Here is a 21,245-nt window from a genome sequence, read left to right as displayed (position 1 = left end):
TCGGAGACAGGTCAGAGTGGGGAGCCATTATTCCTGAGATTAAAAATCTCGTAATATGTAACAAAGCTTAAATGAATTATTAATGGCTCCTTCCCCAGACTTGCCTCCGACGAATGTTGTAATCTGAGAGTGAGGTACGAACGACAGATTATATAAATGAGAGGAAGTCACAAAGGTGGCGATTTCGGCGCGATAGCAGAGAAATTGACGGAAGGGGTAGAAAAGCCCCAAGCTCAAAAACAAAAAAACTTGAAAAAACAACACATCATAAAAACCTTAAAATCTCACAAAATCAAACTGACGGTTTTGTGCGGATTTCTTTTGTACTGGTTTTTTTGTTTGCCCTCTCAAGTTTTTAAAGATCCGCACGCAACGGTAGTTGAGAGTGCAGAAGGTGACCTGCTGGGCGCTCATATAGCCCGGGATGGGCAATGGCGATTTCCTGCATTGGACAGTGTTCCTGAGAAGTTTGAGAAGTGTATTTTACTTTTTGAAGACGAGTATTTCTACCAGCATTTTGGCTTTAATCCTGTGGCGATGGGAAAGGCAATGTATGGTAACATCACCACTGATAAACGCCGTGGTGGGAGCACGATTACACAACAGGTCATCAGGCTTTCGCGAAAGGGAAAAGAGCGCTCCTACACCGAAAAGCTCATAGAGATCATCAAAGCTACTCGTCTCGAGGCAGGATACTCCAAAGCCGAAATTCTAAATATGTATGCAACCTACGCGCCCTTTGGCGGGAATGTGGTAGGGCTGGAAACGGCTTCTTGGCGCTATTTTGGGCTCCCTGCAGAACGTCTCAGTTGGGGACAGATGGCATCGCTGGCGGTATTACCTAACAATCCGAGTATGGTGCGACCGGGAAAAAATGAGGTTACGCTTTCGCGAAAGCGTAATGATCTTCTTAAAAAACTTTGGGAAACAGGTGAAATAGACGAAATAACTTATGAGCTTGCATTGCTCGAAGAATTACCAGGCAAACCGTATCCACTACCGCAAATAGCTCCGCATCTTGTAGAGCGCATCCGTGCTAATTCTGAAGGAAAACGAGTCAAAACAACAATTAAAACTCGTGTACAAAGAGATTTGAACCGGCTGGCAAAAGAGCATTACGGACAACTCAAACAAAACGAGATTTACAATCTCGCCATAGTTGTGATGGATGTGAAAATCAAAGAAGTTTTGGGGTATGTAGGCAACGCGCCCACAGATGTCGCCCATCAAAAAGATGTGGATATCATCACAAAATCGCGCAGTACAGGAAGCACGTTGAAGCCTTTTCTGTATGCAGGAATGCTGGACGAAGGACTTTTGTTACCCAATACGCTGGTGGCAGATATTCCTACGAGCATTAATGATTATCAACCGCAGAATTTTGATAATGAATATAATGGTGCCGTTCCCGCAGGAAAAGCGCTTGCTAGATCTCTCAATGTACCTGCGGTGCGTATGCTCAGGCAGTACGGACTGGATAAATATTATAGGAATTTAAAGGATATACAACTAGGAGGTATAGATAAACCTGCAGGTCATTACGGGCTCGCAATGGTACTAGGTGGTGCAGAAAGTAGTCTTTGGGAGCTTACTAAAACCTACGCAGGACTGGCGCATACCTTAAATGGATTTAATCAATCGTCAAGCGAGTACGTAGCAGATGCTTTTGAGGGGTATTCTGTTTTTAATTCGGAATCCAGAATTCAGAATTCAGAATTAATCAAGGAACCCGAAGTGTTTTCGGCAGGGGCGATTTATAGTACGCTGGAAACCCTGCGAACAGTTAATAGACCTAGTGGAGAGGAGAATTGGCAATTTTATGAAGATGCTCAACCTGTAGCTTGGAAAACGGGGACGAGTTTTGGATTTAAAGATGCGTGGGCTCTGGGTGTTACTCCACAGTATGCTATTGGTGTTTGGGTGGGTAATGCAGATGGTGAAGGGAGACCGGGGATAACGGGGATACAGGCTTCTGCGCCCTTGTTTTTTGATGTGTTGCGCATTTTGCCCACGGATGGAAAATGGTTTGAACGACCGTATGATGACCTTATCACCCTAAAAACTTGTACAAAAAGCGGACAAAAAGCGAGTCTCTTATGTCCCGACACCCTCGAGCAATGGGCACCCATCTCTGGCGAAAACACGCATAGCTGTCAGTTCCACGAACAGGTATATGTCACAACTTCTGGCAACTACCGTGTAAATTCAGATTGCTATGACTTGGACAAAATGATTTCTACAGTTCGTTTCAGTCTGCCTCCTTCAATGGAATATTACTACGCCCAGAAACATCCCGATTACAAAGAACTCCCGCCGTGGCATCCCGATTGTAGTGTGACGGGAGAGATGCCTATGGCTTTTATCTATCCCAAAAATAATGAAGGAGTTATTTTGCCTAAAAATTTTGATGCATCTGTAAACGAAGTCATCTTCAAAATCGCCCACCGCAATCCAGAGACTAAATTATTCTGGTATCTTGACGGGACTTTTATAGGAAGCACAGAAGACTTTCACGAACTGGCCGTTGCACCTAACATAGGCACCTATCTTCTCACTGTGGTGGATGCAGAGGGTAACGAAATGAAGGAAAATATTAAAATCTCTAGAGGATGATGTAAAATTGTCGTTATATTTAAGACAAAATTCATATCTTTGTGTAAAGACAGAGAGTTATGCGATACGATACAGAAATATCCGAAGAAAAAGGTCTCATTCCCCAGTTGGTTTCAGGAAGTGATGTCACGCCGGAGCAGTCAGCTGTGTTAGAACCGGCAATGCTTTATGAGGGGTATCAGCTAGATGACTCCTCTATCTTAAAACTTGTACACGTTTCTAGAGAGGGATTACCATATAAAAAATTTAAGATTGCAGAGAGTGCTTTTAATCTTTCAAAAAAACAACTCGCCGATATATTACATATATCAGACCGTACGATAGACCGCATACATAAGGAAAAAAAACGCCTCACCACCAGTCAGACAGAAAAGGTGCTCGAGCTGTCACTTCTCTATGAGCAAGGTTGGGAAGTTTTTGGCGACAGGAGTGCTTTCAGAAAATGGTTAGAGCGTCCCCGATATGCCTTGGGTGATAAAACACCACTATCGCTTCTTGATACAAATTATGGCATCCAGACTGTAAAAACCCTTCTTGGACGTATAGAACACGGCATTCCTGCGTAATATGAAAGTGTATAGAGTTGTCCCTCCTCGTTATGCATCAGATTTAAGCGGTGAGGGCGCGCGAAAATGGGGTGGAAGGTGGAATCCCAAAGGAACCGCAGTCCTCTATACCGCCGAAAATTCATCGCTGGCATTACTTGAAAAACTGGTACATACGGATGTAGATTTGCTCAGGGCTCCACAGCGATTACTCACTATTGAGATACCTGACCATTTTAAAATCAAGACTATAAATACTACCGATTTACCTAAGCAATGGCAACTGCCTTTACACTACAAGATGTTACAGCATCTTATGCTCACTTATTTTAAAGAAGGGTTTCACGGCATCAGCGTACCGTCTGCCATAAATAGTAAAGATGCGGTTTTGGTTTTTGATGTTTCCCATACAGATTACCATCAGATAGAAATCATAGAGACTGAGCCTGTATTTTTTGATACGAGACTCATCAAAGGTGACTAACGCAAGGGATATCCTTTCCCTGCCCACCACGGTTTGATTTCTATGGCAAGTCTTCCTGCTTTTACCATTGGGTCTAGGTTTGCTAGGCTATCTGCCATTTTTAGAGTTGGCACATTGTAAATGGTTATTCCGCGAAGGTCGCCGTCGTCGCCAAAGGGCCCCGAAATATCTGCGTAGCCTTTTTCATACATTCTTCCTAAATGCTCCATATGTAGATTCTGAAGACTATCTGCTTGCGCATTGGGTTGGTCACGGTTAGGGCCACTCTTTAAGAATACCATAAAATATTGTTGCATAATAATGGTGTCACTCGTTGCTTCATCTACATAATCCCAGATTTCAAAACCATCGGCTTTGAGTTGAGCGATTTGTTGGGCTTTAGAGATTGTAGTTTCCTCTTCAACCCAAACATTTGCTGGTTCGGTGTTGTATTGACAGCTTACTGCTAAGAATGTAATAAGAAGTATGTAAAGTGTCTTCATCATATTATTTATATAATCTTTGTTCAGTTAATCTTCATACGGTAGTTCTCGAAAGCACAGCTTACCACAAAGAAAAGGGTTTTAAACTCAATTGCGAATTGTAATACTTATTCTCTCCTGTGACTTCGGCACCTAGCCAAGAAGGTTTTATGAAGTCCTCCTCTTCGGTTGCTAACTCGATTTCGGCGATGGTGAGGCCTTGGTTTGCACCGTAAAATTCGTCTATTTCCCAAACGTGTTTGCCAGCTTTTACTTCGTAGCGGGTTTTGTCTATGATGCCTGGTAAACATAATGTGAGTAGGGTTTCCGCTTTCGCGAAAGCGATTTCCTCCTCCACCTCAACTCTTGTAGTTCCGCTCACGTTTGATTTTCCTTTTATAGTGAGATAGGCTTTTTTTCCTCTGGTGCGCACTCTTACAGTGCGTGCTGGGTCGGTACTGAGGTAACCTTGTCTGATGCGCGTGCTGGTGTGGGCTCCCAGTTTAAAAGCATCTGAATTAACCAAAAATTTACGTTCTATCTCATGCATATGAACAGTCCTTTACCAGATTCTTTAGATTTAATTAATACGCCACGGCGGATTCTTACGATTGTCTCCTGCAAAATAAAGAATTATCTGGTTTCCGTCGGGGTCATTGAGCCTTGCTTCTCGCCAAAGCCACGATTGGTCCTTAGGGAGTAGGTCAAAGGTGAGTCCGCTTTCGCGAAAGCGTAACACATCTTCATCCAGCGTTTCCGTTTCAAAATAGATACTTATGCCGTCACCTTCAGATAATTTATCAACCAAATGAACCGAAAACGTCGCATCGCCATCGGGACATTCGAAGCGAGCGTAGCGCGGTAGGGCATCTACAATGAGTTTTAAGCCCAAAGTTTTGTAAAAAGCAACCGACTTTTCTAGGTCAAGGGATGGGACGGTTATTTGGTTAAGATTCATTTGTTTGTGCGTGCCACGGCGGAACAATGTCTGCCGAAAGTTTCTGGTATAAAATTACGTGATTTCCGTCTGGGTCTGTGAGTTTAAGTTCTTTTCCTCCCCAATCTTTTATGACGCTTATTTCGTTAGCGCTTTCGCGAAAGCGTAATTCTATTTTTTCAATATCGCTTGTCTCAAAATACACTTTAACCTCATAATCAGGTCGCTTTTCATTGTAGTATGCCGTAAAAATCACCTGGTGTTCGAGGTTTTCAAAATGTGCGTGATGCCGTGGCTCGTGTTCGATGAGTTGCATCCCAAGCGCCGTGTAAAATGATATGGACACATCGAGATTTTTAGACGGGATGGTGATATGTTCAAACTCGGTAGGCAAGGCTAAGGGACTTGATTTCTTGGTTTTCGATGTTGGGGTGGTCTTCGGGACTTTTAGCGAGTTGTGCCATTGCTCTGGCGATATCCTCGGCTTGGGTAGATTTCCATTTTTTGAGCGGGCCTACCATAAAAAAGTCCATCACAGCCATCATTCTTTTAAGCCATTTTTCTCCTTTTCGGTCATCATCTGGGCGACCGTTGATAAAGGCGGGTTTTATGATAAAAGTATTTGTAATTCCAACCTTTAAAAGATCACGTTCCATTTCTCCTTTGGTTCGCACATAGAAAAACGGACTCTTGGCCGAAGTTCCCATAGAGGAAACGACCATATAGATTTTGATACCGTTTGCTTTGGCAAGTTGCGCAGTATTGATGGGAATGCCATAATCTATGGCGTGGTACTTTTCTTTGTCTGGTGTTTTTGCTTTGGTCGTCCCAATGCAACAAAAGACAACGTCACCCGTAAAATGCTCTTCAAACGTAGAAACGTCCAGCAGATTACAGATGATTTCTTCCACCTTTTCGTGTTTAAAATGTGTAGGACGACGGGTGAGGATTTTTACTTTCGCGAAAGCGGAATCTTTTAACAGTAACTCCGTGAGAAGTCCGCCAGTGAGTCCGGTGGCGCCTAGGATGATTGCGGTTTTCTTATTTGAGGGTGAGGTCATTTGGGTCATTTCTACTTGGGAAGAATGATAAAATATCTATCGTTCGGTCTGAGTTTATGCGATAGTATATTTTGTTAAGCTTTAGGACGACGGCACGTCGTATGTCTTCAGCCTCGTCTGCTACTTGAAAAATATGAGGGTTTTGCTCTAGTAAATCAAGTGTTTTTTCGACTTCTAGTGCTAATCTCATAACAATTTCTGAAGTCCAATACAGTTCCAGATCGCTAAGCGTGTCGTGATAATCTTCTAACGCTTGTGGGAGCCAAATAACCTTATAAAAATCGCTCATAAACTTTGCGAGCTTCTTCTCTAGAAATTCCTAATCCTTCATTTGCTTGAGCGAGACCAATTTTGATTTTATGCCATTCGGCATCAGAGATTCTTGGTTCAAAGATGGTTGATTCCTCCTTCAGTCGGTTATCTGTATCAATGGCTATTTGCTCTTCAATAGCCAGAGCCACATCCTTGAGTTGTTTTTTTCTATTTTCGGATTCATCTGCCATACCCAAATATACAAATTATTTTACCGCGCTTCGTACCTTGTAACCGTGCAAGAAACCCTTCACATACGCAAGATTATCCACGTAGATATGGACGCGTTTTACGCGTCTGTAGAGCAACTGGACAATCCCGACTTACGTGGGAAACCTATTGCTGTGGGTGGTGGTGGAGAGCGTGGGGTAGTGAGCGCAGCGAGTTATGAGGCGCGTAAATACGGAGTACGTAGTGCGATGGCGGGTGCGCTTGCGCGAAAACTTTGCCCTGACCTCATTTTTGTGCGAACCAACTTTGAGCGTTACCGCCAAGTCTCAGACCAGATACGCGCTGTCTTCTATGAATTTACTGATTTAGTCGAGCCCTTATCATTAGATGAAGCTTATCTGGACGTTACCGAAAATAAAGTCGGTATGCCTAGTGCTACGGTTATAGCGTCTTGGGTACGCCAACGCATTAAAGAAGAAACAGGTCTCAATGCCAGCGCGGGAATAAGCATTAATAAATTTATCGCCAAAGTTGCTAGCGACATCAATAAACCGAACGGTCAGAAAACCATACCTCCAGAAGAGGTGATTGAATTTCTGGAACAGTTAGATATCCGTAAATTTTACGGGATAGGTAAAAAGACTGCAGAGAAAATGTACCTCAAAGGCATTTTTACCGGAATGGATTTAAAAAGCAAAACTAAGGAGTGGCTTGGTGAGAACTTTGGAAAAAGCGGGGTTTATTATTATGATATCGTACGTGGCATCCAGCACAGTCAGGTAAAACCCAACCGAATCAGGAAATCCCTCGCCGCCGAAAGGACCTTTAGAGAAAATATCACTTCTGAGATTTTTATGCTGGAGAAGCTAGACCACATCGCCGAAGAAGTCGCTCGCCGACTTGCAAAAAGCGAAGTGGCTGGAAAGACCATTACGCTAAAAATCAAATATTCAGATTTTACACTTAAAACCAGGTCTAAAACGCTAGATTATTATGTTCGGTCGAAGGATGTGATTTTAGAAACGGCAAAAGACTTATTGTATCAAGAGAAGATGGAGAATAGTGTTCGGCTCCTAGGGATTTCCCTTTCAAATCTCAATACGGAGGATAAGAAAAAAGAAAAATCTAAAAAGGAAAAACCCATTGACGTGCAAGTAAAGTTTGAATTTTAGGTGCTACGTTTTTGGGTTACGCTTTCGCGAAAGCGTACTATTATTTATTAAAAAGGCATACAGCACCTAAATTTTAAGAACAACCTAAACTTCTGAATTTTTAAAATTTGCGATTATTTTACGTTATTAATCTGCAACTTTGCGCTTTCTAAATGTTGCTATGCAAAACAGTAGTCTTAAGTGGATTTACCTCATTGTTCTTTCGGTTATTTGGGGAAGTTCATTTATTTTGATTAAGAAAGGGCTCGTAGGACTAACTCCCTTGCAACTAGGTGCTTTACGAATTCTTTTCTCTGCAGCTGTTCTGGGTATCGCTGGCTGGAAAAGTCTTAAAACAATCAAGAAACAAGAGTGGAAATGGGTGCTCATTTCTGGTATTTTGGGAACTGGAATCCCCGTATTCTTATTTGCTTATGCAGAAACCGAAATAGATAGTGCCATTGCCGCAATTCTCAACTCTAGTGTTCCTCTTTTGGCTTTTATATTTGGTATTCTATTTTTTGGAGCACGGTTTATTAAACAACAGTTTCTTGGCGTGCTTCTTGGGCTTGCTGGAGCCGTAGCTCTAATTCTCATAGGTGCAAGAGTCAACCCTGATCAAAACTACTATTACGCCTTACTGGTTATTGCGGCGGCCTGTCTTTACGCTATAAATGTAAATATTATAAAGCGCCATCTTCAAGATGTAAGCGCGATGGCTATCGCACTAGGGAATTTTCTTTTTCTTATCATTCCCGCACTCGGCATTCTTTTTTCAACAGATTTTTTTGAATTGCCACTTGGTACAGATTCGACTTTACAAACCTCGATTGGGTATATACTGATTCTCTCAATTTTTGGGACGGCTGCGGCAAAGGTGATGTTCAATAAACTCGTCCAGATAAGTGATCCAGTATTTGCTTCCTCTGTCACCTATCTTATGCCTATCGTGTCTGTTACATGGGGCTTACTGGATGGAGAAATCTTTACATTCCTACAATTCCTTGCTGCACTGATTATAATCACGGGGGTTTACTTAGGAAATAGAAGTAAAAAAGCAAGAAGTTGATTTCTCAGCTCCTTGCTTTTTATACGTTAATTCTTTTTACAAACATAGGTCATAAGGTTCAAGACTGCGCCCGAACAGAAACCAGTTTGTTAATTCAAAAACTGAATATCGCCTTCATCCAAATCTAGGTTAAACAACAGGGTGTCAAAATCTTCATAATTTTCAAATGAAGCGCCACGAACCAAATCTGCTGGAATAATAGCGATACGTATAGGCACATTTGTTGTGCTTTCATCGTCCAATGTAGACAGGTCGCTATCTCCTATAATTTGTAATTGTACGGTATTAATATCGTGGTCAAAAACATATTGATACTCTCCAAATTCATCAAAAATACTAACCGGCATTAGCGTAAATATCCCAGGAGAAATTTCCAGATATGTTAAAAACACATCCCCATCTATAGTACCATTAAAGCTGAACACTTGAGAAATCCAAACATTATTTGGAGCATCGTAGTTAAACGTCGCACTTTCTTCAAATACAGAAGGGAGCGGTGCATCTTGCCCGTCCTGCCCATCTAACCCGTCAAAACCTGGGGGTCCGGCTGGTCCTTCACAGGCAGTTAAAAATAGTAGTAAGATTGAGCATATTGTAAGTAGTTTTTTCATTTTTTAAATTTTGAGTTAAACATTGGTTTATCTCTAACGCAATTTTCATACCTAAATTACTCTTTGGAGAATTGGAATGGGGATAAGTACACTTTTACGATACGCTAAAACGATTTTTACAAAACACCTAAAATAAAAGCGACACCCATTTATTAGGTGTCGCTTTGTTATAATATGAATCTCAATTTTTATCCCAATGGTGGTTGACCGTCCATAATCTCTTTACTAGCGTACTCCTCAAACTTCTTGAAGTTTTCTTTGAATGATTTGGCCAGTTTATGAGCAGTTTCATAATAACCCTTATCGTTATTCCAAGTCGCTCTAGGAGAAAGCACATCTGTAGGTACTCCAGGACACGTTCTAGGTTGCGCCACTCCAAATACCGAATGTATGTGGTAGTTCTCGTGAGAGATTTCTTGAGGAAGCTCGCCGTTCATCGCAGCGCTTATCATCGCTCTTGTGTATTTTAACTTCATACGTGATCCGACACCATAAGGACCACCTGTCCATCCTGTATTAATAAGCCATACGTTTACGCCCGCTTCTTGCATTTTCTTACTGAGCATCTCTGCATACTTTGTAGGGTGCAATGGCATAAACGGTGCTCCAAAACACGCCGAAAACGATGGTTGCGGCTCTGTAACTCCAGCCTCTGTACCCGCAACCTTAGCAGTATAGCCACTTATGAAGTGATATGCCGCCTGTCCCGGTGAAAGTTTAGATATAGGAGGTAAAACACCAAAAGCATCTGCCGTTAGAAAGAAAATATTCTTAGGGTTTTTACCTACAGATGGCTCCTTTATATTATTAATGTGATCTATCGGGTAACTAACTCTGGTGTTTTGAGTAATTGATGTATCTGCAAAATTTACGTCTCCTTTCTCATCGAGAACTACATTCTCAAGAATTGCTCCTGGTTTTATAGCCTTGTAAATGTCTGGTTCATTTTCCTCTGAGAGGTTGATGACCTTTGCATAGCAACCTCCTTCGAAGTTAAAGATGGTATTTTCCTTTGTCCAGCCGTGCTCATCATCTCCTATTAGCTTACGATCTGGATCTGCAGAGAGTGTTGTTTTCCCTGTCCCAGAAAGCCCAAAGAAAATAGCTGTTTCTCCATTTTCGCCCACGTTTGCACTACAATGCATAGGCATTGTTTCCTTTTCAACGGGAAGGATGAAATTAAGCGCAGAAAAGATTCCCTTTTTTATTTCGCCTGTGTAACCCGTCCCACCTATAATGATAGTTTTTTCGGTAAACGAAAGGATGGCAAAGTTACTCTGGCGCGTTCCGTCCACTTCTGGGTCTGCCATAAAACCTGGGGCATTCAGGATGGTCCACTCTGGAGAGAAGTTTTCTAGTTCTTCTTCGGTAGGACGTAGGAACATATTGTAGGCAAACATATTAGACCACGGATATTCGTTTATTACACGAATGTTCAGTCTGTATTTATCGTCCGCACAGGCATAACTGTCTCTCACGTATATTTCCTTGTTTGAGAGATAGTCTGTTACCTTGGTTTTTAATTTTGCGAAAGCGTCCGGCTCAAAAGGGATATTTATATTTCCCCACCATACTTTATCTTCTGTTTTTTGATCTCTTACAATAAACCTATCCAGCGGTGAGCGCCCTGTAAATTTTCCAGTATTTACAGCAAGAGCGCCACTAGAAGCTGTTTTTCCCATTTCATTATTTACAGTAATCTCGTGCAACTCTTGCGGGGACAATTGATAATGAACTGTTGCATTATCAATCCCGTAGGGTTTTAACGAAATCGTTTTCGTAACTTGGGTGTAAGAAGCCATAAAAAGATGTTTTGTTGTGTTGTTTTTAAAGTGCAAAAGTAAAAAATACCTGCTAACTAAACCTTAAAATTTAGCCATTATTGCTCCCTTTAATGAACTGAACTAGAAGAACTATCCAACTTATAATTAAGAGCGCCCCGCCCAGCGGGGTAATAAGGGCGATTGTCGTAAAGTCAAAGCCCGTAAGTTCATTAGTCGCCAGCCCATAAATAGAGCCCGAAAAGAATATGACTCCTGTTACAAGGAGGATGAGAACGGTCTTTTTTGTTTTTTCGCTTAAAGCGAAAAGAGATACAAGCAACAACAATAGGGCGTGATACATTTGATACTTCACTCCAGTTTCAAAAGTAGCTATGTCTGAAGCGTCCAGTACTTTCTCAAGACCGTGAGCGCCAAAGGCTCCAATGATAACCGCGGTTAATCCAAAAATAGCTCCAGCAATTTGCAATTTTTTATTCATCGAAATTCTTTTAAATTAGGTTCCCAAAATTGTACTTTCGTCTCACAACAAATCTACAAAATACCTACCCGAATGCGTAAAGTCCTTATCATAGGTGCAGGAAAATCTGCTAGCCAACTCATAAAATACCTCCTCAATAAATCTGAAAGTGAGCAACTAGAGATTACCGTAGGTGACCTCGCCAAAGAAAATGCGCAGAAACTTGTAGGAAATCATAAAAATGGAAGCGTAATTTCTCTTGATGTTTTTGATAAAGAACAACGTCAGGAAGCCATACAAGATGCTACAATTGTGATATCTATGCTTCCCGCTCGTTTTCATATAGAGGTGGCAAGGGATTGTGTGACCTTTGGGAAATCTATGGTGACTGCTTCTTATATTTCTAAGGAAATGAAAGAACTCGATGCCGCAGTAAAAGAAAAGGGCCTTATTTTTATGAATGAGATAGGTCTAGACCCTGGAATCGATCATATGAGTGCGATGCAGGTCATAGATCGAATACGTGACAATGGAGGAAAGATGCTCTTGTTCGAGTCCTTTACAGGAGGTCTGGTCGCCCCAGAGAGTGATACTAACCTATGGAATTATAAATTTACCTGGAACCCTCGTAATGTAGTGCTAGCGGGTCAAGGAGGCGCTGCAGAATTTATTCAAGAAGGCACCTACAAGTACATTCCATATCAACGTCTTTTTAGACGGACTGAGTTTTTACAAATAGAAGGTCACGGACGTTTTGAAGGGTATGCAAACCGTAATTCATTAAAATATCGATCTGTCTATGGACTAGAAGATATTCCTACATTATATCGTGGTACAATACGTCGCGTAGGCTTCTCTAAAGCTTGGCACATTTTTGTAATGATGGGAATGACAGATGACAGCTATAAGCTTCAGGATACTGAAAATATGAGCTACCGCGATTTCTTAAACTTATTCCTACCCTACTCTCCTACCGATTCTGTAGAACTCAAATTGCGCCATTACCTCAAGATAGATCAAGATGATTTGCTCTGGGACAAACTGGTAGAGCTCGATATTTTTAATCCAGACAAGACAATAGGTATTAAAAGAGCTACACCAGCAAAAGCTTTACAACGTATCCTTGAAGATAAATGGACGCTCGCCCCAGAGGATAAAGATATGATTGTGATGTATCATAAATTTGGCTACGAACTCAATGGAGAGAAGAAACAAATAGATGCTACGATGGTAAACATAGGGAATGACCAAGTGGAAACCGCAATGGCGAGAACCGTTGGACTTCCAGTAGCAATGGCGACTTTGCGCATTTTAAACGGACAGATTACAACTTCCGGTGTGCAGCTACCTATATCTAAAGAAGTGTATGAACCTATCCTTAAGGAGCTGGAGGACTATGGGATTACTTTTAAGGAGTACCAAGTGCCTTATCTCGGGTACAATCCTGAGAATGTGGGCGGGTAATAGAGTGGAAAAACGAGAGTAGAAAGTAGAAAAAATTCGCAATCAATTCACTAGCCGAAGGTGATGACTTAAATTAATAGGAGAACTTTTGGCCTATCCTAAACTAGCTTAGAAATAAATTGTTTTGCTAGTGTGGGTGTTGCTGTTATAATGCTTTCGCGAAAGCGTGATAAAACTATTCTTCCCACTCCACAGTCTCCATTAACCTTCGTATATCATTTTTAAGATATACGGCCGCAGGATAAATACTATCGTAATTGGGCTTAACGTTAAAGTAAATAGAGCCTGTTAAAAAGTGATTTGTACTATCCGTCACATAAAATTGCGACTGCGAAGCGGCATTTCCTAGCACATCGTAAAACATTCCGTAAGCATTTTGCTGGTCATTAATGTATTTTTCTTCGGCAATGTTATCTGCTTTTCTTACGTGCTCATAAGTTAATTTCTGCGCATCTCGCAAGAGTGTCTCTATATTCCCAGTCACCTTACGGTAGGTAATAAAAAGAGAAGCATCCAGTTTAGGATAGTCTATGACCGCAGAACAGTCATCTTTAAACCTAACAGTCCCTAAGTTGTTCTTTTCAAAGGAGTAATCACAGGCTGAAGCTATTTTTTCATAAATGGGCGCGGGATATTCAAGACTTAAAAATCCTTGAGGCTTTGGTATAACATCTCCACCACAGGAACAAACTATAAGCGCAATAGCGACTATGATGAAGTGTAAATTTCTCAAGGTGTGATGGTAAATTTTATCTGTTTTATACGTTTGCGGTCTATGGCCTCTACGGTAAACGCATAATTTTGAAATTTTATTATCTCATTTTTACGCGGGAATCCTCCAGAGACCTCTAGCACAAAACCGGCAATAGTCTCTGCTTCTCCTTTTTTGTTTTCAAAACTTGTTTCATCTTCCAGTTTTGTAATACGGTAAAAATCCTTGAGAGACGTCTTACCGTCAAAAACGTAATTAAACTCATCAAGTTTTGAGTAAATCACATCTTCATCATCAAACTCGTCTGAGATATCTCCCACAATCTCCTCAATAATATCCTCTAATGATATGAGACCGCTCGTACCACCATACTCATCTACAACAATAGCAAGGTGGTTTTTCTTTTCTTTAAATTCGGCTAGTAAGTTATCTAGTTTTTTGTTTTCTGGCACGAAGAAAGGTTCTCTTACCAAGGCATTCCAATCCAATTCATTTTTATTAAGATGAGGAAGTAAATCCTTAACATATAGTATACCTGTGATTGTATCTATGCTCTCTTTATATACAGGAACCCTAGAAAAGCCGTGTTTTGTTATCTGAGGAATTATAGACTTATAATCGTCATCCTCATTTAATGCAAAAACGTCCATACGTGGTCGCATCGCTTGTTTTGTATCAGTATTCCCAAAAGAAACAATACCTTGAAGAATTTTTTGTTCCTCTGTAGTCGTATCTTCTTCGCTTGTAAGTTCTAATGCTTGAGAAAGCTGGTCTATATTGAAATTGCTCTTTTGGTCAGCCAGCCTACTGTGAATAAAAAGTGTGACAGCACGCATAGGTCCACTTATAGGAGTCAATATGACATCAAGAAAACGCAACGGATAAGCCATAAAACTTGCAAAAAGCTTCTGATTTCGGTTAGCATAGATCTTAGGTAAAATCTCGCCAAACATTAAAATCAAAAATGTAATCACGACTACCTCTACGAAAAACCGTGCATTCTCAGAAAGCCCGCCAAAAAATGTCTCACCTAGACTGGCAAATAACAATACAATCGCAATATTAATAGCATTATTTGCAACGAGAATGGTTGCCAAAAGCTTCTTAGGCTTTTCCAATAATTTCTGTACGATTTGAAGCTGGCGAGAAATAGGCTTATCATCTTCAGGTTCAAAATCGCTTTCGGTCAGGGAGAAAAAAGCAACTTCGGCGCCACTTATTAGTGCGGAGCAACCCAACAATACGATTAGGAAAATAATAGATACCGCAATAGCCGAATCTAATGCGATGAGTGTTATAAATAAGGGTTCAGGATCTGGGTCCAATGATTTGATTTTAAATTAACGTGTAGGGTTAAAACGGTAAATCATCTACATCACTTTCATTTACGCCTTGAGAGGGTTGGGCAGGTTGATTTGTATTGTAAGGTTGCGCCTGTGGCTGTGCAGAAGCTCCTTGCTGCGCGTTCCCTTGCCCCATACCTTCTCCTTTTGGAGACAAGAATGTAAAATCCATACATTGGATTTCTGTGCTGTAACGATCTAGGCCTTTGTCATCTTGCCACTTTCTAGTCTTAAGTCGGCCTTCTATATATACTTTATCCCCCTTTTTTAAATATTTCTCGCATATTTCGGCAGCCTTATTACGTACTACAATATTGTGCCATTCCGTATTGCTCACGCGCTCACCTGTCGTTCGATTTGTATACTCTTCATTTGTCGCGAGCGGGAAGCGCCCTATGCTATTGCCACCTTCGAAGTAGTGCATCTTTACGTCGTCTCCTGTGTGACCTATAAGAATCACTTTATTTACTGTTCCTGCCATATATCAAATGTACTAAAAATTACCCTTTTTAGTCGATGTTCTTTTCTATGAAATTAGCAATCAAAACAGGTACAGGATAGTTCCTTATCGAATGAACTGGGATGGTTTCTCTATCAATTTCAGCAACATCAACAATCCAAAATGTGGTGTATAAATGTTGATGAGAGAGTTTATGGACAATGGGAGTATCATTATACCTCGTAATATCCATTTCAATAACATTTGGGAGGAGGTTTTGACTCTTTACGCTTTCGCGAAAGCGATCTTCCCCCAATGGCCCTTTTGCCTCAATAAAAGGAAACTCATATAAACCTTGCCATATCCCTTTGCCCGTGCGCTGTTGCAAAACCGTATCTCCGCTTGCTGTCTTAATAAAAATGTAATTCAAATAACGCTTCTTAACCTTAGTCTTATTAATTTTTACAGGTAATTCATGTATTCTACTCTTTTGAAGCGCAACACATCGATCATTAAACACGCAATGCAGGCAGTATGGATTTTTAGGCGTGCATTGTATCGCGCCAAATTCCATTATCGCCTGATTAAAGTCTGCTGGACGGTCTCTATCCATAAGACCAGAAGCTAGTTTTTTAAACTCCTTAATTCCTTGTGAACTATTAATAGGGGTATCAATTCCGAAGATACGTGATAAGACCCGATAAACATTACCATCTACCACCGCTGCTGGTTCGTCAAAACATATACTTGCAATAGCGCTAGCCGTATAATCACCAACACCTTTTAGTTTAAGAAGCTCTCTATAGTTATTGGGAAAGATACTATTGTAGTCTGTGACTACCATTTGAGCGGCCGCGTGCAGGTTCCGCGCTCTGGAGTAGTACCCTAATCCCTGCCATAATTTAAGAATATCCTCCTGTGGGGCTGCAGCGAGTTGCTGGACAGTAGGATAAGCTTCTGTAAACGCAAGATAGTAAGGCAAGCCCTGCGCAACTCTCGTTTGTTGAAGAATAATTTCTGAGAGCCAAATAAAGTAAGGATTCTTAGTTTCTCGCCAAGGCATGGCACGCTTATTGTCTAAATACCACTCAATGAGTTGGTTAGCAAATACTGGATTGTTTTTGGGCATCGCACAAAATTATGTTTTATCTACTTATTTTTTAAAACGTTATGCTTGAATGTTTGAACATTTAATCGTTATATTTGCAACCTTGAATTTTTAACCCCTAAATAAATTGAAATAATGACTAAAGCTGATATCGTAGCAAAGATCTCTGAAAAACTTGGAATTGAAAAAAATGACGTACAGGCAACTGTAGAGTCGTTTATGTCAGAAGTTAAAACTTCACTTGAAGGAGGAGACAATGTATACTTAAGAGGTTTCGGATCTTTTATTATCAAAACAAGAGCTGAGAAAACTGGTAGAAATATTTCTAAAAATACAACTATCAAGATCCCAGCACACAACATCCCAGCGTTTAAGCCTGCTAAAATATTTGTAGAAGGTGTAAAAACAAACGTTGCTGTAACAAAATAAGTAACATTTTAAACAAGAACATTTATGCCAAGTGGTAAGAAACGTAAAAGACACAAGGTAGCGACGCACAAGCGTAAGAAAAGACGTAGAGCGAACCGTCACAAAAAGAAAAAGTAGTCTTAGGCTACTTTTTCTTTTAATATCTATAGCCCCCTAGAAGAATCGACGGGGTAAAGATTTGTTCTTTGACATCGCAATAACAATATCGCTCCCACCTTGAGCTTTAAACTATTGCACCGGCCTTATAACACACGCACAGTAGTTTGTGCGCAATTTGTGGTATAAGAATTGTTTAATTCATTTGTCATGCACACCAACCGCGTGATGAATACAAAATACTACATTGTGAATAAAGAATTAGTAATAAGATCTAGTTCTACAGTAGTTGATTTTGCCTTACTAAAAGACGGAAAACTCGTCGAGTTACACAAAGAAGATGGAGAGAACAAATTTAACGTAGGAGATGTATATCTCGCTAAAATACGTAAATCTGTCTCTGGCCTAAACGCCGCATTTGTAAATGTAGGTTATGAAAAAGATGCTTTCTTGCACTATCATGACTTGGGACCTAAACTTCCTACGCTCGTAAGCTTTCTAAAAAAAGTAAGCACAGGTAAAGTAAAAGACTATTCGTTAAATAACTTCAAGTTTGAGAAGGATATAGATAAAAATGGCAAAATTGCTGATGTTCTAAAATCCAATCAAAACCTACTGGTTCAAATCGTAAAAGAACCTATATCGACTAAAGGTCCTCGTATAAGCAGTGAGCTTTCGATCGCTGGACGATATATTGTTCTCGTGCCTTTTTCTGACCGTATCTCTATCTCACAAAAAATAGAGAGCAAAGAAGAAAAAGCACGTCTTAAACGACTTGTAATGAGCATCCGTCCTAAAGGATTTGGTGTCATTGTAAGAACCGTAGCACAAGATGTTTTAGTTGCAGAACTAGACAAAGACCTGCAAAACTTAGTGGAAAAATGGAACACTATGTGTGCAAAAATTCCTGGAGCACATCTACCTAGTCGCGTACTAGGAGAAATGAATCGCGCCTCTTCTATCTTAAGAGACATTTTTAATGATTCATTTACAGGAATTACCGTAGATGATGAAACACTCTACCACCAATTAAAAGAATACGTAAGCGAGATTGCTCCTGGGAAGGAGAATATCGTAAAACTCTATAAAAGCCCTATGCCCATATTCGAAAAATATGGCGTAGAAAGACAGATAAAGACCTCATTCGGAAAAACCGTTTCTATGAGTAAAGGAGCTTATCTCGTTATAGAGCATACAGAAGCATTACACGTAGTAGATGTAAATAGCGGGAACAGATCAAACAAGGCAAAGAGTCAGGAAGACACTGCCCTTGAAGTAAATATGCTTTCGGCCACAGAAATGGCACGCCAGTTACGCCTCCGGGATATGGGAGGGATTATCGTAGTCGATTTTATCGATATGAATAAATCTGAAAACAGGCGTAAACTCTTTAATCACCTTAAAGAGGAAATGAAAGATGATCGCGCAAAACATAAGATACTACCACCTAGTAAATTTGGACTCATCCAGATCACTAGACAACGCGTACGTCCTGAGATGGATATTAAAACAAAAGAGGAAAACCCTAACAATGGCCAGAACGGCGAAGTGGAGGCTCCTATCATTTTAGTAGACAAGATGCAGGATAAGCTTGAAAAGATTTTCAAGAATGGCACTAAGAAGGTAACGCTACACGCACACCCTTTTATAGCCGCCTATATTACAAAAGGCTTTCCATCCATACGATCTAAATGGTTTATGGACCATAAGAAATGGGTAAAAGTGATGCCTAGAGATGCATACACCTATTTGGAATATCGATTTACAGATAAAGATGGTAATGAGATAAAGGCTTAAAAAATCAAACCCCGTATTCGAGCTGAGTACGGGGTTTTTTTGTGGGAAATTTTAAAGTTCGCTTTCGCGAAAGCAAAATATGCAACTAAACTATCCCATTATTTCTATTAGTCTGCCTCATAGCTCTCTCATTCTTCTCATCTATCCACGACTGTCCTTTTCTCCTGCGCATGAAGTTATCATAGTGACGCATATAGAATACATTGTAGAGCGCATATCGCAAGTGCTTAAAACTACTGGGTAGCGCTCGCAGGCTCATACTAAAGCCAGGCGTTTCATATTTCATAAAATGCCAGTAGCCCTCTGGCATATACAGCGTCTCGCCGTGATTGAGGTGACAGATGTGACCTTTGGCCTTTTTTAGCGCAGGAAACTTGTCATAATCAGGGTTGTCAAAATCTATATCTTCCCTAGTGATGAGAGAATAAGGAACTTTATACAAGTGCGGTGTCTCACTGGGCGGAAATAAAATACATTGCTTTCTCCCCTCAAAATGAAAGTGGAGAATATTTGCCCAGTCTATATCGTGGTGCATAAACACCTTACTTCCTGTTCCTCCAAAAAAGAGCATCGGGATTTGCTTAAGCAAGCGTAATCCTATCTTTGGGAATTTGAAATCATTCTTGAGCGAGGGCACCTCTTTCATCAAATTATACAAGAATATTCGAAAATTGGTCGGTCCTTTTTTAAGCAAGTCGATGTATTCGCTCATTTTCATTGTTGCGTGCGCCTGATTGAAACCTTCATCGTGTTTTACAGGTCGGTCGTCATATAATGGTACTTCTTTATCTCCTGCAATTTCCTTAATGTAAGACAACTTCCAAGTATTGTAGGCTTTCCAGTCGTCTATAAGATGCTCGATAACCACAGGTTTTTGAGGTTTCACATAATCGCGCAGAAATTCTTTTTTAGTAATCGTATGGACTCTTGGGATATCTTGTAATTGCATAAATTCAAACTAACCGTGTCGCGTAAAAATAAAAAAGGCCATTCAAGAAGAATGACCTTTAACATAATCTTATTTCTTCATTGTGCTATTTGAGCACTTTTCCAGCTTCTTTTGCCGCCACATTACGCTCTATGGTGTGTCCTGGTCGAGACCATTTTGGTTTTTCGCCCAATGAGGTATGCTTAGAGTCTGCTGCTTCAACAGATTGTGGTTGCGCTTTTTTTACAAATGGTTTTTGAGGAGTAAGACCGAGCAGTTCAAACATTTTCATATCCTCATTTACATCTGGATTAGGCGTGGTGAGCAACTTATCCCCCGCAAAAATCGAGTTTGCTCCAGCAAAAAAGCACATCGCCTGTCCCTCACGACTCATCTCTGTTCTTCCTGCACTTAAACGTACTTGCGTTTGTGGCAAAACGATTCTCGTAGTCGCTACCATACGTATCATCTCCCAGATAGAGATAGGCTCAATGTCTTCCATAGGCGTTCCAGGAACCGCTACCAGCGCATTTATGGGTGTAGATTCTGGTTGTGGATCAAGCTTAGCAAGGGCAACAAGCATTCCTGCACGATCTTCTATCGCTTCTCCCATCCCGATGATTCCTCCAGAACAAACAGTTACGTTTGTTTTACGGACATTAGAAATCGTATCCAACCTATCTTCAAAAGCACGGGTCGAAATTACATCCTTGTAATAGTCTTCAGAAGTATCTAAGTTATGATTGTATGCGTAGAGACCCGCTTCGGCGAGGCGTTCTGCTTGGTTTTCTGTAACCATACCTAAAGTACAGCACACCTCCATATCAAGTTTATTAATGGTACGTACCATTTCCAGCACGTTGTCAAATTCTGGTCCGTCCTTCACATTGCGCCACGCAGCACCCATACACACTCGTGAGCTTCCAGACGACTTTGCACGTAACGCTTGCGCTTTTACCTGTTGTACAGACATCAGGTCATTGCCTTCAATATCGGTGTGGTATCTGGCTGCTTGCGGGCAGTATCCACAATCTTCAGGACAACCTCCAGTTTTTATAGAAAGGAGTGTTGAAACCTGAACCGTGTTCGGGTCGTGGTGCTCACGATGCACAGTTGCAGCATCATACAACAAGCTCATCATAGGCCTATTGTAAATCGCCAGTATCTCTTCTTTGGTCCAGTCGTGTCGTATCTCTGTCATAATCCAAAAATAGGAAATAGTCGGTTGTCAGTAGACGATGGACGGTAGTTTTTTGAGGTTAAATATTATTAA

Annotated in this window: 24 protein-coding genes; 8 read left to right on the top strand and 16 right to left on the bottom strand. The window is 40.8% G+C overall.

Annotation, left to right across the window (positions count from 1 at the left end):
• Positions 1-249: 249 nt before the first annotated feature.
• The 3 genes from pbpC to EAX61_RS14475 are packed head-to-tail and all read left to right on the top strand — an operon-like array spanning position 250 to position 3,642.
• A complete protein-coding gene (gene pbpC, locus EAX61_RS14485) occupies positions 250-2,613 on the top strand; it encodes a penicillin-binding protein 1C (RefSeq protein ID WP_236642060.1) in 2,364 nt (787 codons plus the stop codon).
• A 59-nt stretch (positions 2,614-2,672) separates the two neighbouring features.
• Positions 2,673-3,179, top strand: a complete 507-nt coding sequence (gene parS, locus EAX61_RS14480) for a type II RES/Xre toxin-antitoxin system antitoxin (protein WP_121918429.1) — start codon at positions 2,673-2,675, stop codon at positions 3,177-3,179.
• A gap of 1 nt (position 3,180) precedes the next feature.
• Positions 3,181-3,642 (top strand): RES family NAD+ phosphorylase, encoded by a 462-nt coding sequence (locus tag EAX61_RS14475; protein WP_121918428.1) that lies wholly within the window; start codon positions 3,181-3,183, stop codon positions 3,640-3,642.
• Here the strand turns inward: EAX61_RS14475 and EAX61_RS14470 are convergent.
• Genes EAX61_RS14470 through EAX61_RS14440 form a run of 7 tightly spaced genes read right to left on the bottom strand, consistent with a single transcriptional unit; the run spans position 3,639 to position 6,604 of the window.
• Positions 3,639-4,127 (bottom strand): YciI family protein, encoded by a 489-nt coding sequence (locus tag EAX61_RS14470; RefSeq protein WP_430641074.1) that lies wholly within the window; start codon positions 4,125-4,127, stop codon positions 3,639-3,641. The genes EAX61_RS14475 and EAX61_RS14470 overlap by 4 nt on opposite strands.
• Positions 4,128-4,185: 58 nt before the next feature.
• Complete coding sequence (locus EAX61_RS14465; protein ID WP_121918426.1) at positions 4,186-4,653, bottom strand: CYTH domain-containing protein; 468 nt, start codon at positions 4,651-4,653, stop codon at positions 4,186-4,188.
• A 30-nt stretch (positions 4,654-4,683) separates the two neighbouring features.
• Complete coding sequence (locus EAX61_RS14460; RefSeq protein ID WP_121918425.1) at positions 4,684-5,061, bottom strand: VOC family protein; 378 nt, start codon at positions 5,059-5,061, stop codon at positions 4,684-4,686.
• Entirely contained in the window at positions 5,051-5,386 is a 336-nt protein-coding gene (locus tag EAX61_RS14455) for a VOC family protein (RefSeq protein WP_161555243.1), read from the bottom strand. Before EAX61_RS14455 ends, EAX61_RS14460 begins: the two co-directional genes overlap by 11 nt.
• Positions 5,387-5,417: 31 nt before the next feature.
• Positions 5,418-6,101: an NAD(P)H-binding protein gene (locus tag EAX61_RS14450; protein WP_121918423.1), complete on the bottom strand. Its 684-nt coding sequence runs from the start codon at positions 6,099-6,101 to the stop codon at positions 5,418-5,420.
• Positions 6,082-6,390 (bottom strand): type II toxin-antitoxin system RelE/ParE family toxin, encoded by a 309-nt coding sequence (locus EAX61_RS14445; RefSeq protein WP_121918422.1) that lies wholly within the window; start codon positions 6,388-6,390, stop codon positions 6,082-6,084. The genes EAX61_RS14450 and EAX61_RS14445 overlap by 20 nt, the downstream gene beginning before the upstream one ends.
• Positions 6,374-6,604, bottom strand: coding sequence for a hypothetical protein (locus tag EAX61_RS14440; RefSeq protein ID WP_121918421.1), 231 nt, complete (start codon positions 6,602-6,604; stop codon positions 6,374-6,376). Before EAX61_RS14440 ends, EAX61_RS14445 begins: the two co-directional genes overlap by 17 nt.
• A 45-nt stretch (positions 6,605-6,649) precedes the next feature.
• On the opposite strand from EAX61_RS14440, the gene dinB reads away from it, so the two are divergent.
• On the top strand, positions 6,650-7,756 hold the full coding sequence (gene dinB, locus EAX61_RS14435; protein ID WP_121918420.1) for a DNA polymerase IV: 1,107 nt from the start codon (positions 6,650-6,652) through the stop codon (positions 7,754-7,756).
• A 160-nt stretch (positions 7,757-7,916) separates the two neighbouring features.
• Positions 7,917-8,804, top strand: a complete 888-nt coding sequence (locus EAX61_RS14430; RefSeq protein WP_121918419.1) for a DMT family transporter — start codon at positions 7,917-7,919, stop codon at positions 8,802-8,804.
• An 89-nt stretch (positions 8,805-8,893) separates the two neighbouring features.
• Here EAX61_RS14430 and EAX61_RS14425 read toward each other — a convergent pair whose 3' ends face one another.
• The 3 genes from EAX61_RS14425 to EAX61_RS14415 all read right to left on the bottom strand — a co-directional run bounded on the left by EAX61_RS14425 (position 8,894) and on the right by EAX61_RS14415 (position 11,677).
• Positions 8,894-9,415, bottom strand: a complete 522-nt coding sequence (locus EAX61_RS14425) for a hypothetical protein (protein WP_121918418.1) — start codon at positions 9,413-9,415, stop codon at positions 8,894-8,896.
• Positions 9,416-9,603: 188 nt separating this feature from the next.
• Positions 9,604-11,217, bottom strand: coding sequence for a phosphoenolpyruvate carboxykinase (ATP) (gene pckA / locus EAX61_RS14420; protein WP_121918417.1), 1,614 nt, complete (start codon positions 11,215-11,217; stop codon positions 9,604-9,606).
• A 70-nt stretch (positions 11,218-11,287) separates the two neighbouring features.
• Positions 11,288-11,677, bottom strand: coding sequence for a DUF423 domain-containing protein (locus tag EAX61_RS14415; protein ID WP_201739468.1), 390 nt, complete (start codon positions 11,675-11,677; stop codon positions 11,288-11,290).
• Positions 11,678-11,749: 72 nt separating this feature from the next.
• Here EAX61_RS14415 and EAX61_RS14410 point away from each other — a divergent pair, with 72 nt between their 5' ends.
• Positions 11,750-13,120 (top strand): saccharopine dehydrogenase family protein, encoded by a 1,371-nt coding sequence (locus EAX61_RS14410; protein ID WP_121918415.1) that lies wholly within the window; start codon positions 11,750-11,752, stop codon positions 13,118-13,120.
• A gap of 175 nt (positions 13,121-13,295) precedes the next feature.
• Here the strand turns inward: EAX61_RS14410 and gldD are convergent, their stop codons facing one another.
• Genes gldD through mutY form a run of 4 tightly spaced genes read right to left on the bottom strand, consistent with a single transcriptional unit; the run spans position 13,296 to position 16,743 of the window.
• The gene (gene gldD, locus EAX61_RS14405; protein WP_121918414.1) at positions 13,296-13,853 is read right to left on the bottom strand and encodes a gliding motility lipoprotein GldD; all 558 of its coding nucleotides are present in this window, start codon (positions 13,851-13,853) and stop codon (positions 13,296-13,298) included.
• A complete protein-coding gene (locus tag EAX61_RS14400) occupies positions 13,850-15,157 on the bottom strand; it encodes a gliding motility-associated protein GldE (RefSeq protein WP_121918413.1) in 1,308 nt (435 codons plus the stop codon). The genes gldD and EAX61_RS14400 overlap by 4 nt, the downstream gene beginning before the upstream one ends.
• Before the next feature lie 28 nt (positions 15,158-15,185).
• Positions 15,186-15,656 (bottom strand): single-stranded DNA-binding protein, encoded by a 471-nt coding sequence (gene ssb / locus EAX61_RS14395; RefSeq protein WP_121918412.1) that lies wholly within the window; start codon positions 15,654-15,656, stop codon positions 15,186-15,188.
• A 28-nt stretch (positions 15,657-15,684) separates the two neighbouring features.
• Positions 15,685-16,743, bottom strand: coding sequence for an A/G-specific adenine glycosylase (mutY, locus tag EAX61_RS14390; protein WP_121918411.1), 1,059 nt, complete (start codon positions 16,741-16,743; stop codon positions 15,685-15,687).
• Positions 16,744-16,857: 114 nt separating this feature from the next.
• Here mutY and EAX61_RS14385 point away from each other — a divergent pair, with 114 nt between their 5' ends.
• Positions 16,858-17,151 (top strand): HU family DNA-binding protein, encoded by a 294-nt coding sequence (locus EAX61_RS14385; RefSeq protein ID WP_121918410.1) that lies wholly within the window; start codon positions 16,858-16,860, stop codon positions 17,149-17,151.
• A 345-nt stretch (positions 17,152-17,496) separates the two neighbouring features.
• Positions 17,497-19,044, top strand: a complete 1,548-nt coding sequence (locus tag EAX61_RS14380; protein WP_121918449.1) for an Rne/Rng family ribonuclease — start codon at positions 17,497-17,499, stop codon at positions 19,042-19,044.
• Positions 19,045-19,129: 85 nt separating this feature from the next.
• Here EAX61_RS14380 and EAX61_RS14375 read toward each other — a convergent pair whose 3' ends face one another.
• Both EAX61_RS14375 and bioB read right to left on the bottom strand, forming a co-directional pair.
• Complete coding sequence (locus EAX61_RS14375; RefSeq protein ID WP_121918409.1) at positions 19,130-19,993, bottom strand: cupin-like domain-containing protein; 864 nt, start codon at positions 19,991-19,993, stop codon at positions 19,130-19,132.
• Positions 19,994-20,078: 85 nt separating this feature from the next.
• The gene (bioB, locus tag EAX61_RS14370; RefSeq protein ID WP_121918408.1) at positions 20,079-21,173 is read right to left on the bottom strand and encodes a biotin synthase BioB; all 1,095 of its coding nucleotides are present in this window, start codon (positions 21,171-21,173) and stop codon (positions 20,079-20,081) included.
• Positions 21,174-21,245: the final 72 nt, after the last annotated feature.

The sequence above is a fragment of the Dokdonia sinensis genome, from assembly GCF_003688895.1.
GTDB classification, from domain to species: Bacteria; Bacteroidota; Bacteroidia; order Flavobacteriales; family Flavobacteriaceae; genus Dokdonia; species Dokdonia sinensis.
Note: the sequence above shows the minus strand (reverse complement) of the source record. Positions and strands in the feature narration are given on the sequence as shown.